This window comes from Aliivibrio sp. S4MY1, assembly GCF_028765545.1.
GTDB lineage: Bacteria > Pseudomonadota > Gammaproteobacteria > Enterobacterales > Vibrionaceae > Aliivibrio.
In genome coordinates this window covers 72,601-84,751 of sequence record NZ_JARACP010000002.1, presented here as the reverse complement: position 1 = coordinate 84,751, position 12,151 = coordinate 72,601, and the positions used below count along the sequence as shown (strand labels likewise).

Annotated in this window: 12 protein-coding genes and 2 pseudogenes; 12 read left to right on the top strand and 2 right to left on the bottom strand. The window is 38.6% G+C overall.

The genetic code is table 11. From position 1 onward, the window contains the following. Positions 1–75: 75 nt before the first annotated feature. From PVK71_RS02895 to PVK71_RS02875, 5 genes and pseudogenes are all read left to right on the top strand, one after another. Positions 76–1,254: pseudogene (locus tag PVK71_RS02895) on the top strand (MerR family transcriptional regulator). 4 nt (positions 1,255–1,258) lie between these two features. Beyond that, positions 1,259–1,795: a GNAT family N-acetyltransferase gene (locus PVK71_RS02890; protein ID WP_274417804.1), complete on the top strand. Its 537-nt coding sequence runs from the start codon at positions 1,259–1,261 to the stop codon at positions 1,793–1,795. 112 nt (positions 1,796–1,907) lie between these two features. Further along, on the top strand, positions 1,908–2,837 hold the full coding sequence (locus PVK71_RS02885) for a Gfo/Idh/MocA family protein (protein WP_274417805.1): 930 nt from the start codon (positions 1,908–1,910) through the stop codon (positions 2,835–2,837). Positions 2,838–2,974: 137 nt separating this feature from the next. Beyond that, positions 2,975–3,802, top strand: coding sequence for a CPBP family intramembrane glutamic endopeptidase (locus PVK71_RS02880; protein WP_274417806.1), 828 nt, complete (start codon positions 2,975–2,977; stop codon positions 3,800–3,802). A gap of 93 nt (positions 3,803–3,895) precedes the next feature. Further along, the gene (locus PVK71_RS02875; protein WP_274417808.1) at positions 3,896–4,852 is read left to right on the top strand and encodes a LysR family transcriptional regulator; all 957 of its coding nucleotides are present in this window, start codon (positions 3,896–3,898) and stop codon (positions 4,850–4,852) included. Positions 4,853–4,948: 96 nt separating this feature from the next. Here the strand turns inward: PVK71_RS02875 and PVK71_RS02870 are convergent, their stop codons facing one another. After that, on the bottom strand, positions 4,949–5,608 hold the full coding sequence (locus tag PVK71_RS02870) for a nitroreductase family protein (protein WP_274417811.1): 660 nt from the start codon (positions 5,606–5,608) through the stop codon (positions 4,949–4,951). A gap of 442 nt (positions 5,609–6,050) precedes the next feature. On the opposite strand from PVK71_RS02870, the gene PVK71_RS02865 reads away from it, so the two are divergent. From PVK71_RS02865 to PVK71_RS02850, 4 genes are all read left to right on the top strand, one after another. Next, positions 6,051–6,521, top strand: a complete 471-nt coding sequence (locus PVK71_RS02865) for a hypothetical protein (RefSeq protein ID WP_274417885.1) — start codon at positions 6,051–6,053, stop codon at positions 6,519–6,521. 292 nt (positions 6,522–6,813) lie between these two features. Further along, positions 6,814–7,083 (top strand): PTS sugar transporter subunit IIB, encoded by a 270-nt coding sequence (locus PVK71_RS02860; protein WP_130043479.1) that lies wholly within the window; start codon positions 6,814–6,816, stop codon positions 7,081–7,083. A gap of 12 nt (positions 7,084–7,095) precedes the next feature. Further along, positions 7,096–8,352, top strand: coding sequence for a PTS ascorbate transporter subunit IIC (locus PVK71_RS02855; protein ID WP_130086183.1), 1,257 nt, complete (start codon positions 7,096–7,098; stop codon positions 8,350–8,352). After that, entirely contained in the window at positions 8,349–8,798 is a 450-nt protein-coding gene (locus tag PVK71_RS02850) for a PTS sugar transporter subunit IIA (protein WP_274417812.1), read from the top strand. Before PVK71_RS02855 ends, PVK71_RS02850 begins: the two co-directional genes overlap by 4 nt. Before the next feature lie 84 nt (positions 8,799–8,882). On the opposite strand, the gene PVK71_RS02845 is transcribed toward PVK71_RS02850, so the two are convergent. Further along, entirely contained in the window at positions 8,883–9,995 is a 1,113-nt protein-coding gene (locus PVK71_RS02845) for an NADH:flavin oxidoreductase (protein ID WP_274417813.1), read from the bottom strand. Positions 9,996–10,137: 142 nt separating this feature from the next. Between PVK71_RS02845 and PVK71_RS20480 the strand changes: the two are divergent. The 3 genes and pseudogenes from PVK71_RS20480 to PVK71_RS02835 all read left to right on the top strand — a co-directional run. Continuing rightward, positions 10,138–10,376 (top strand): annotated as a pseudogene (locus PVK71_RS20480) (hypothetical protein); the annotation flags it as partial. A gap of 15 nt (positions 10,377–10,391) precedes the next feature. Then, entirely contained in the window at positions 10,392–11,027 is a 636-nt protein-coding gene (locus tag PVK71_RS02840; protein WP_443111706.1) for a tetratricopeptide repeat protein, read from the top strand. Between the two features lie 2 nt (positions 11,028–11,029). Beyond that, positions 11,030–11,944, top strand: a complete 915-nt coding sequence (locus PVK71_RS02835) for a hypothetical protein (protein WP_274417815.1) — start codon at positions 11,030–11,032, stop codon at positions 11,942–11,944. Positions 11,945–12,151 lie beyond the last annotated feature (207 nt).

Here is a 12,151-nt window from a genome sequence, read left to right as displayed (position 1 = left end):
ATAGAGTTTTTCTACTTGACCTGTCTAAAGCTTCATAGTTTATAGTATTTGTTATCAACCAAGAGGAAAGAGTCTATGTATCGTATTTCTGAGTTAGCGCAGCACGTAGGGTTAAGCCGTTCAACCCTGTTGTATTACGAAAAGCTAGGCCTGATTTCAGCCAAGCGACAAGCCAATGGCTATCGCAGCTATTCAGAAAACGATCTCCAGCGTCTAGTGCTATTGCAGCAACTACAAGCAGGAGGCTTATCATTAAAGGAGTGTCAGGCTTGTTTAGAAGCCAAAATAGACAGAGAGAAGTTGCTGCATAGATTAGATGTACTGGATGATGAAATAGCAAAGAAACAAAAAGCGAGAGAGCTTCTATCCTCAATGCTTGGTATGAATTCAATGAGAGAGTGGCATCAAACCATTGAACAACAAGCGCCTTCAGCGCATTTAGAATGGCTAATAAAACAAGGGTTTGATGAAAAGCAAGCCATGAGATTAAAGTAGTTATCAAAAGATATGAATGAACACGATCGTTATATGAAAGATTTTAACTTGGTATTTGAAGCGTTAGAAACGTGGGGGCCAGGCAGTAAAGCTGACAGGTTGAAAGCATTAAATATAGTACCGAACCAAATTGATACCATACTGGAAATTGGTTGCGGACAAGGTATCGCGACTCAGATATTAGCGGAGAATACTCAAGCGACAATTACAGCGGCAGATAATGAAGAGTTTGCCCTAGACGCGTTAATGCAAAAAATGAAAGCAAAAGGGCTGGATAATAGAATCTCTACTCTTTGCGCCAACATGACAAGCCTGCCTTGTGAGTCTGCAAGTTTTGATCTTATTTGGTCAGAGGGCAGTGCTTATATCATGGGAGTTGAAGCGGCACTAAAAGCGTGGAAACCATTATTGAAAGAAGACGGAGTCCTTGTGTTAAGTGATGCCGTGTGGAGTGTAGATAACCCACATAAAGAGACGTTAGCATTTTGGCAAAACGAATATCCAGATATGACGACGGTAGAAATACGCATTAAGCAGGCAGAAGATGCGGGTTATGAATTGATTGATACTTTCTCACTCAGTGAAGAAGCTTGGCAAGCTTATTACCGTCCATTAGAAGCAAGATTAAACGAGCTAAAAGAAGAATTATATGGTTCTTCTGTGTTGGCTGATATCGAGCGCGAAATCGCAATCTTTCACCAAAGAGCCGGTGAGTATGATTACCAAATGTTTATATTAAAAAATTCAAAGATAGGATAAGACAATGAAATATTCTTTATATACAACAACACAAACAAACGAGATTAAAACACTATTTACCAAAACTTTTTCTGACTCAGAAGGAGAGAAAGAAGGTGAGTTAATTGGTCAGTTAGTAGAAGATCTTATTGGAACTACTAAAGCAGAAGACTTATACGTATTTGTCGCAACAGAAAACGAGAAAATTATAGGCAGTATTTTATTCACTAGGCTGACATTTGAGGCTGATATCACTGTCTTCTTACTTGCACCTGTTGCTGTTCATACTGATTATCAAGGTAAAGGGTTTGGTCAGGAACTGATTAATTTTGGCCTTCAAGAAATGAAAAAAGAGGGTGTCGAATTAGCGTTTACTTATGGTGATCCAAGCTTTTACACAAAAGTGGCTTTCCAACCAGTAACAGAAGCGCAATTTAAAGCGCCACTAACGTTAAGTTTCCCTCATGGATGGTTAGCACAGTCTCTAAATGGTCAAGAGCTAGTAGGGATTGATGGTGATTCATCATGCGTTCCTGCGTTTAATAAACCTGAACTTTGGTGATTGTAGTTTTTGTTATTCGTTAGCGTTAATTTTCTTATGTGATAAATGATGGCAGCCTTATAAAGTTGTGATAGCGTTGCAGTATACCTATCGCGTTTAAACAAGGATCGTCATGAAAATTGGAATTATTGGTTTGGGTGATATTGCTCAAAAAGCGTACCTGCCTATCATCACGCAGCTTGAAAATGTTCAGCCGGTTTTTTGTACTCGTAATCCAGAGGTACTTAAACAATTGGCACAGAAATATCGTGTGGATCAATATTGTGAAAATTACCAAGAGCTATTAACCTTGGGGGTTGATGCGGTAATGATCCATGCGGCCACTCGCGTGCATTTTGACATCGCCTCCTTTTTTCTTAAAAACGGAGTACCTACCTTTGTAGATAAGCCGTTGGCTGATTCAGCAGAAGAGGTTGAGCAACTTTACACTATCGCAGCTAAGCATAACCAACCACTTTATGTTGGTTTTAATCGTCGCCACATCCCGTTATATAATCAATATTTACCTGAGTTGGCAAACGGAGAAGTTGGTCAACTACGCTCACTGCGCTGGGAAAAACACCGCCATGCTTTACCGGGTGATCTTCGCACCTTTATTTTTGATGATTTTATCCATCCGTTAGACAGCATCAATCTAAACGCCCAGTCAACGATAGATGATCTGTATATCACCCATCAAATGCAAGGCAACCAACTAGCAAGATTAGATGTGCAATGGCAAGTTGGAGAAACTTTACTGCATGCCTCAATGGATCGTCATTTTGGTATTACGACAGAGCGAGTATCTGCAAGTTATGAGAATCAAGCTTTCGAGTTTGGTTCTTTTGTTGAAGGTAAAATTTGGCATAACAGTACTGAGCAAAAGCTTTCCCTTAAAGATTGGACTCCAATGCTTACCAGTAAAGGGTTTGAGAATATGATCCAAGATTGGATTAGTGTTGTAGAGAAAGGGAAGTTAGCCACAACAACGGTAGATCGTAATATTGCCAGTCACCAATTGGCAGAACGCATTTATCAAAAGATCCTTGGTAAGTACAAGTAGCATAAAGAAAAAGATAATTATAAACATATATTAATAGTTAAATATATTGATGATAATGATACTCATTTGTCTATCTATAGCTTCCATTACCTTGTATTATTCTTACTAATTGTTATTGCTGTGTTGTAGGAATTGTTATGGTTTTTGATTTTTCGATGTGGGTCTGGGTATCACTTGCTTTAGCTATTGTTCTGGCTTTTGTCCAACAAATGAAAGCGAGCTTTATTTTACTAGGAATAAGTTTAATCGGTGCAATTATAGAGCAGAGATTAAATTTTATAGGATTAACAGGGGTGATAGCTGGCTTAGTCATTGCTTATAAAACACCAAGTTTAGAGCGTAAGTGGCAATATGGCGCTTATGCTTTTATTTTTATTTGGTCGATTGCGTTATTCCTACATTTTATCCCCGGTTTTAATAATGCTAAAGTTTTAGATTCTGTCGTTTCTGGACCGTTAAGTATTCCATTTACGATGTATTTGAATTTAGATAAGCCGCTTATATTTTTTGGATTGTTACTGGCTTATCCTGCTCTATTAGGTAAAAAAGACACCTTCAACAAACAAGCATTAATGCTTATTGCTGTTCCCCTATTTGCTTTGCTGCCTCTTGCGTGGGGATTAGGAGCATTAAAGCCAGAGTTTACAATCCCAAGTTGGTGGTGGGTATTTGCATTAAATAACTTATTACTGACTTGTGTTGCAGAAGAGGCCTTTTTCCGTGGTTTTATTCAACAAGAGTTAGGGAAACGTTTTGGTTGGGTTTTAGGTATAGCAGTAGCAAGTGTATTGTTTGGCTTAGCCCATATTGGCGGTGGTTGGTTACTGGTTGCTTTTGCTACCTTAGCTGGTGTTGGATATGGTTTAGCGTTTCATTACAGCAATCGTTTATGGGTCGCGGTCGGCTTCCACTTCTTGTTTAACTTTTTACATCTAGTGTTTTTTACTTATCCGCTAATGCGTTGATATCATCTTACATTTAGACCAGTATAATAGGCTTTAGTTAATGATTTATAATGTCATTAGTTAACGCCTCTCTATTTAAACAAAGGATTCGTCATGTCTCTGGTTAATCAGCTTTCACTCTTTATTGATGTTGTACAACAAGGCTCGTTTACCAAAGCCGCTGCGCTGCATGATATGGACAATTCAACGCTTTCCAAACAGATCAAAAAATTAGAGACAGAGCTTGGAGTGCAACTACTCAACCGTTCGACCCGTTCCTTTTCTTTAACTCCAGCCGGTGAAGAGATCTTAGAGCAAGCTCATCAACTGGTTAACACCATCGGTCATGTACAAACCATTGCAGACTCTTACCATGCAGAGCCAAAAGGTCGTATTCGGATCACCGCTCCCGTACATATTGGGCAACAATATCTGCAACCTGTGATCAGTAAATTCATGAAATCGTACCCAGATGTAGAGATTGTGCTGCTAATGGACGACAAACGCTCTGATATTATTACCGATCACTTCGATGTTGCTTTTCGCTTAGGCCAATTAGATGACTCTAGCTTAATAGCAAAAAAAATAGCAGATATTCGTGCTGTTGTCTTAGCCTCGCATGAATTCATTGAGCAATATGGCGAGCCAACTACACCAGAAGAGCTTGTCAGTTTGCCTTCTGTTATCTATAGCAATGGCACGTTAACTGTGGATACACTTAGGTTTAGTGAAAGCCCTGATTCAAAGCAGTTTAAAAACTACAAGATGAAGGGTAACTACAAAGTGAATGACGTAAGAACGCTATTGGAAGGGGTAAAAGATGGGTTAGGTTATGCCGCAATTGCGTCTTCTAATTTGGCATGTTCAATTGAAGAGATGAATCTAAAACCATTATTAACAAACTATGCCATTTGCAATAAGGGGCTTGCGGTTTATGCCTTATACCCGCATAGAAAGCAGACCGCGTTAGTGAGAGAGTTTATTGCAGCCGTGAAGGAGCATATAGGCGAACCACCTCGTTGGGAGCAACATATCCCAAACTTCGATACCATGTATCAAATCAATAAATAGAAACAGCTCAATAAATAAAAACAACCCCACTCAAAAGAGCAGGGTTGTTTTAACAAGCAAGAATGATCAAATACTTATGTAGATTGGTATTAGCTCTTAAAGAACCGTAATCACATCTTCCATCGCTAAACGAGCTTTTGGAAGACCGTGGTTATAATCTTCAACTTCTTTGTGGTAACCCAGCGCAAGTGCAAAATCACACACATAACCACCAAGTTCGTTTTTAAACTCTTCGCCAATTAATTGAGCATCAACACCTTCCATAGAAGTAGAAGCAATACCCATACGAGCAAGCGTATGCAATGTGTTACCTAGAGCGATGTAAGATTGTGCTTTAGTCCAGTTGCCATTAAAGCCATTTTCATCAGTATTCAATTCAACAAAACCGTAAGCACCATCAAGCATGTCGTTGTAACGCTCAGCTGGAAGGTGACCAGAACTTACTTCAGCGTCAACCACTTTACGGTATTGGTCTTTATCAAATTTAGGGTTGTGTGCAAATAAAATAGTATGAGACGCTTCTTTTGCGTGCGGTTGGTTAAACTGGAACATATTCGCAAACGTACCGTGGAAACGCTCTTTTGCTTCATCACTCTCAAGAACAATGAATTTCCATGGTTGAGAGTTGATTGAAGAAGCAGATAAGCGGATTGCTTCTTTAATCACATCCATATCTTCTGCTGAGATACGTTTAGTTGCATCGTATTTTTTAGCTGTGTAACGAGAGTTTAAATCAGCAATAATTGGGTGAGTCATATCTATTTCCTAAATTCGGTGAACAAAAGCGTAGAGGAACATCCAATCCACGCGCTGTTGATGGGAGTAAGATAAACAAAACTCGCTAAGAGGGAAATAGCGTAATTACCCAATAACTATGGAAGAAAAGTTCCATAATGATAACGGGAGAGTAATGTTTCTTGTTCATCAGGGCACGTATTTTTCTATAAGATTCGAGCTGTTTTTAAGAATAAGATAAATACAATATTTTAGATTATGCTTTATATATAAGCATTATACCAATCGTAGTAAATAAGTGCTCACTTACTGTGATTGGTATTAGTTGTAACCCAAATGATAGATTTATCTTGATGTTTTATATGTATATACTCTCTGCGGGCTAAACCGAACTAGGTACAAAAGAGTGTGCTTTGATTGGTTAAAGTGTGTGAGATAGGAAGGACAGATGTTAGCAAAGAAAATGGATGCGCCACACGATATGCAAAATGGTGCAAAATTTAAAACCAAAAAGCACGGCTATGTTACCGTGATCGAATACTACAATACGCATACCGTGATTGTAGCGTTTGAGAATACAGGGAACGTTCGTGCGATTAGTGCTGCCAAATTAAGAAGTGGGCAATTGGCTGATCGTTCAGTACCACCAGAATCTATAATGGTAGGAGAGAAAATAGAGTCAGTAAAGCATGGCTTACTCACCATTGTTCAAGTGGAGTCAGAAAATATTGTACTTTTAACCGATGAAAAAGGTGACGAAGTACGAATGCTATTACCTGCTGTGCAAAAAATGAAACTCAAAGCAGGTGAAGGTGAGATACAAAAAGAAGAGCCGAAAATGCCAATGTCATTAAGCGCGCTAACAAAACGAAATAAAAAGACCAAAGACGTAAATAATCTATTGAAAAAAATGCTGACAGATTACGGGAAATAATCGACTAATACTTATTGATTATTTTCACGCACCGAATTAAAAAAGATGCGAAATGAATAGTTTCTAACTCATCTATTTATAAATACAACACCCATCACAGTTTCAAATTCCTCAGAAAAAATTAACAAAGCTTTTTATTAATAAGACCGTGTTAAGCAGATCTGCATCACAATCTCATTTTGGCTTTGTGATTTAGATCTATTTAAATCTTCAATTTACCCATTAAGATTCTCAACATAATTACTAGGGAATGAAATATACATTCCACTTAATCCTACAGAGAGTATATAAAATGAAAAAGATCTTAGTTGTATGTGGTAACGGTTTAGGCACTTCATTAATGATGGAAATGGCAGTTAAAGAAGTGGCTAAAAAAATTGGTTTTGAAGCCGAAGTTGATCACGAAGATTTATCATCAGCAGCATCAAGCACCGCTGATATTTGGGTTGCAGCAACAGATGTAGCCACTCAATTAGAAGCTGCTGGTAAGCAAAATATTATTAGTCTTAAAAATATTTTTGATAAAGTGTCTATTGAAGAGCAACTAAAAGCATTCATGTAAGGTTTTATTATTATGGTTAATTTCTTTGAATTTATGCTTGGCTTATTAAAAGAGCCAGCAATAATGGTAGGTTTAATTGCCTTTATTGGCCTTGTTGCTCAAAAGTCAGATATATCCACCATTTTAAAAGGCACTATTAAAACCGTAATGGGATTTTTAATTCTAGGTTTTGGTGCTGGCGCTTTGGTTGGCGCATTAAATAACTTCTCAACCGTATTTACAGAAGCCTTTGGTGTAAGTGGTGTTATTCCAAATAACGAAGCGATTGTGGCATTAGCACAAGAAGCGTTTGGTTATGAAATGGCACTAATTATGTTCTTCTCATTTATTGTGAATATCGTACTGGCTCGCATTACTCCTTTAAAATATATATTTTTAACGGGTCACCACACCATGTTTATGTCGATGCTTGTTGCAGTAATTTTATCAACAGCAGACATTACAGGTACAACGTTAGTTGCAGTAGGCTCTATCATTGTTGGTTCGCTGATGGTTATCATGCCAGCGATTGCTCAAAAATATACTGAAAAAGTAATGGGCACAGACCAACTTGCAATGGGTCACTTCTCAACACTTTCTTATGTGGTTTCAGGCTATATTGGCAGCAAGTTTGGTGACACATCAAAATCAACAGAAGACATTAACGTACCAAAAAGCCTAATGTTCTTACGTGATACGCCAGTAGCGGTTGCGGTAACTATGGCATTGTTCTTCTTATTGGCTTCTAGCTTTGCTGGTGGTGAGTTTGTTGAGAGCGTATCTGGTGGACAAAACTGGGTGGTATTCACCTTTATGCAATCACTTACTTTTGCTGGCGGTGTTTACATCGTACTTCAAGGTGTAAAAATGTTGATTGCTGAGATTGTTCCTGCGTTTAAAGGCATTTCAGACACATTAGTTCCAGGTGCAAAACCTGCACTAGATTGCCCAATGGTATTCCCTGTTGCTCCTAACGCGGTATTAATTGGCTTCTTATCTTCATTCTCTGCTGGCCTATTAATGATGGGTGTACAAGGCATGATGGGATGGACGATTATTGTTGCTGGTGTTGTTCCTCACTTCTTCGTGGGTGGCGCTTCTGGTGTGTACGGTAATGCAACGGGTGGTTTACGTGGCGCTATCTTAGGTTCATTTACACAAGGTATCTGTATCTCAATCTTACCAATGTTACTGCTTCCAGTACTTGGTGGTTTAGGATTAGAAGCAACAACCTTCTCTGATTTTGACTTTGGTGTGGTTGGTCTACTACTTGGATGGTTTGTATCATGAGTTTATTAGAATTAATTGGTGACGACGGTATTGTTATCACATCTGAAAGCAATTTAAGTGTCGATTCAGCGTTAGCGCTAACGTGTTCAGTATTGCTAAAAAATGGAAAGATTGAACCAAGTTACCTAGAAGCCATCAAACAGAAACATAATGAAATTGGTGCTTACTATGTGCTTGCTCCTAAAATAGCGATGCCACATGCAAGACCTGAAGATGGTGTAAACGAAGCGGCGCTTCAAATTACCGTGTTTAAGAATGGAGTGAACCTAGAGTCAGAAGACAATGGCGATGTGTACTTCTCAGTGACATTAGCCGCCATGGATTCAGACAGCCACATCAATACCATTATGGCGTTATCTGAGTTGTTCCAAAACGATGAAGATATCGAGGCAATCATCAATTCAGATAGCCAAAATGACATCGTTGAGATCCTAAAAAAATACTAGAATTCCCCCTCTAGTAAATCAAACTAAAACGCCGCAGTTAATACCTGCGGCGTTTTTATATTTGTCACTCTAAAGAAAGTAAATTTACGCTTGCATTTTCTTTGGCTTTCTCTTTTTATACACCACGCAGAAATTACCGCGTTTGGTGCGACACTTAGAGCAACGTTCACAATCCACTTCTGCTCTGCTGCCTTCTTTCCAACGCTTGATTAACTGAGGCTCAGCAAGCAAAGGGCGTGATAAAGCAAAATATTGAATATTGGTGTTCTCAGCAATCGCTTCAATCGCACAAATATCGTTAAGACCACCCACAGTAATTACAGGGATAGTAATGTCTTCACTGATTACTGCACCATATTCACGGAAATAGCCTTCGTCTTGCAACGTATAACCATCAAACGATTCGCCAATCATGGTGCTCGCATTGCCGTGAATATTGCCTGAAACGATAATGGCATCAACCCCAATCTCTTCCAGTTTTTTACAGATAAGGCGAGTGTCATCAAAGGTTAAACCGCCTTCAAAAAACTCCGTGGCCGTTAGCTTAACTAAGATAGGGAATTCATTACCCACTAATTCTCTGATTTTGACATAAATATCAATTAAGAATCTCATGCGGTTCTCTAAGCTACCGCCGTATTCATCTTCACGACGGTTGTAATATGGGCTTAAAAATTGATTGATTAAATAAGTGTGCGCCGCGTGAATTTCAACACCATCAAAACCAGATTCTTGCGCTCGACGGCTTGCTTGAGCAAAGGCATCAACAATGTAATCAATCTCATCTTTAGTCATCGCTTTACCAAGAGTTTGCGTGCCTCTTTCGCATACGTCACTTGGTGCAAAGATCACACGCTCGCCGACGTTATACGTGGTCTTTGTGCCACCATACGCCAGCTGCATCGCAATCTTAGAATCATACTTATGCACTAACTCAGTCAGCTTTTGGTATTCAGTAATAAAAGAGTCGTTGTACATACCCATCATGCCTGCGTTAGGTTTTTCTTCCTCAACGATATTTGCATAACCTGTCACTATTAAGCCAACTTCACCTTTTGCTAGCTCTTCATAGATATCGTAAAGTTTGTCTGTCATATGGCCATCTTCAGTCGCCATATTTTCCCACGTTGCACTTCGAACAAAGCGGTTTTTTAGTGTCATGTTGCCAATCTGGGTTTGTGTAAACAAAGTGCTCAAGTGCAATCCTCTAGAAGTGTTCTGTCATGTCGTTGGGATAAAAGGGCGGCAATAGTAGCGCTAAGAAAAGAGCAAAACCTTAATCTATATTAAGAAGTGAGCATATAATTTATGAAGAAAGATGTTTGTCTCAATTTGTGCGATAAATCGCATGATGAAGCCCTTTAAATGGCTTTGCAAAACAATCACATGTGATAATAGCGGAGAGTCTACGGGTCATGCTAAGATAGCTAAGCATCTGAACTGTGGTATTTATTTTGCCAAACTGCAAAAGAGGTTAAATAGGCAGAGTTTTTGATTTATTCGAAACCTAGAAAGGCATTAAACTTTTGGACTATTGAACTCATGATAAATAAGCTTAAAAGTGCTGGAATAACCATCGTAGGCACGCTTGTCGTGGCATTTTTCTTTTCATTATTTAAATCGGAAGGCATTAAGCTTTCTGGTATTGAACGCTATGCAGAAGAAATATCAACACAAGAATCTCGGAAAGTTGGTTTTACTCTATTAAGGAATAAACAATATACCCAAGCGCGAGCGTTTTTTGAACAGGCTGCCAATAAAGGCGATATTCCTAGCCAAGTGACCTTAGCGACGCTTTATTATTATGATACGACTGTTGAGCAACACTTTAAAATTGCTTATCAATGGTTTAGCAAAAATTCAGATCATCCAATAGCGCAGTATTACCTTAGCCTTATGTATCATATGGGGGACTATGTCACTAAGAACCCTCAACTTGCACTGTATTGGCAACAAAAAGCGGCCTATCAATCTTTGCCTGTCGCGCAATATAACCAAGCGGTGATGTATTCAAATAATCAGCAGTACGCTGAAGCATTTATTTGGGCAAGCTATGCCAGAAATAACAACTTCTCAAGAGCACATGACTTAGTGAAACAATCTGAAGGACACCTGACTCCTCAGCAAAAAGCGCTTGCCCAACAGCAATATAATGTAAACAAAAGTAAACACATTTGGCAGGGCGAAAGCAGTAATTCATTCAGTGCCTTGTTAGAAGGGGAATTTTAACTATGTATATCCAGTCTCTAACCTTACATGTAGACGATGACCAAAAATGTTACCCTGGCGTTATTACGAGTAAACGAGAATTAAAAGTAGCTCTCAATGACTTTTTGTCAGGCGTTGATGTTGATTTTTCAGCTATCGGTGAGCAGGGAATTGTACTGCCTTTACTTATAGCAGAGGTGAAAGTTAGTAATGGAAAAATTAAGGTCAGTTATGATCTTATTGATACTGAGAGTGGTCTTCTCACTCTTTTCTATCAAAACAGTAAGGGGAAAATTCGTAAGAAAGAGTTCGGACAAGTAACACGTAGTGAGCTTGAAGAACATCTCGAGCAAGTATTGATATTAGGAAAAAGGGCTTTTATTGAGCAATACTTTCCGCCCGTAGTGTTATTAGAGAAAGTGGCTAATGTAATGGCCATCAGTTTGTTTGTTTTCGGAATATTCGGTGTGGGTTCGATGTTCTTTTTCTCTGATCTAATGTGGCATGATGAAGTGATAGACAGAATGTGGTCAGTTGTGGCGCTGGTTTATCTTATTAGTGGTGTAATGTTGCTGCCAAAAATGCTTTCTAAACAGACCCGAGAACGAGCCAGAATGATGGGGCAAGGCTTGCCGAAGCAAATATTTAGTTTAACGATAGGAAATTTATTACTAACGCTTAGTTTGATGTTGGGTGGCGCGAATGTTTGGCACTTCTTATACGCAAAACCTGCCCAAATTGATATTATTTTTTCCGATAAAGCACGTGATTACTACAGTAAAAACTGCAAAGGCTCGGTGAGTATAGATACATTTTCAGGATCGATTTGTTTAGAAAATAAAGCCTATTGGCAAGTCATTAAACAAGGTACTCAAGCGAAAGCTACTGGACAGCTATCACCAATTGGTTTTGATTTTGAAGCGATTGAACTGAAATAATAGTACAAAGATGGAGTTGAAAAAACGTAACCCCATTGGGTGATGATATAAATAATCAATGTTATTAGAGAGTGAGTCTAAAATATTATATTTTTGAATAACAAATACCCAACACTCCCTCGGCATTAATGTAATTTCAGTTAAGTATTCCAAAATTTTCTTGTTTTACTAAAGATAAGTACCATCATTAACAAAAAGTCATTTCTA

What these genes read in the sequence shown, in the direction of transcription:
- PVK71_RS02850 (WP_274417812.1), top strand. Translation starts at nt 8,349, where the DNA reads ATGAGTTTATTAGAATTAATTGGTGACGACGGTATTGTTATCACATCT.
- PVK71_RS02875 (WP_274417808.1), top strand. Translation starts at nt 3,896, where the DNA reads ATGTCTCTGGTTAATCAGCTTTCACTCTTTATTGATGTTGTACAACAA.
- PVK71_RS02865 (WP_274417885.1), top strand. Translation starts at nt 6,051, where the DNA reads ATGGATGCGCCACACGATATGCAAAATGGTGCAAAATTTAAAACCAAA.
- PVK71_RS02885 (WP_274417805.1), top strand. Translation starts at nt 1,908, where the DNA reads ATGAAAATTGGAATTATTGGTTTGGGTGATATTGCTCAAAAAGCGTAC.
- PVK71_RS02835 (WP_274417815.1), top strand. Translation starts at nt 11,030, where the DNA reads ATGTATATCCAGTCTCTAACCTTACATGTAGACGATGACCAAAAATGT.
- PVK71_RS02860 (WP_130043479.1), top strand. Translation starts at nt 6,814, where the DNA reads ATGAAAAAGATCTTAGTTGTATGTGGTAACGGTTTAGGCACTTCATTA.
- PVK71_RS02855 (WP_130086183.1), top strand. Translation starts at nt 7,096, where the DNA reads ATGGTTAATTTCTTTGAATTTATGCTTGGCTTATTAAAAGAGCCAGCA.
- PVK71_RS02880 (WP_274417806.1), top strand. Translation starts at nt 2,975, where the DNA reads ATGGTTTTTGATTTTTCGATGTGGGTCTGGGTATCACTTGCTTTAGCT.
- PVK71_RS02890 (WP_274417804.1), top strand. Translation starts at nt 1,259, where the DNA reads ATGAAATATTCTTTATATACAACAACACAAACAAACGAGATTAAAACA.
- PVK71_RS02870 (WP_274417811.1), bottom strand. Translation starts at nt 5,608, where the DNA reads ATGACTCACCCAATTATTGCTGATTTAAACTCTCGTTACACAGCTAAA.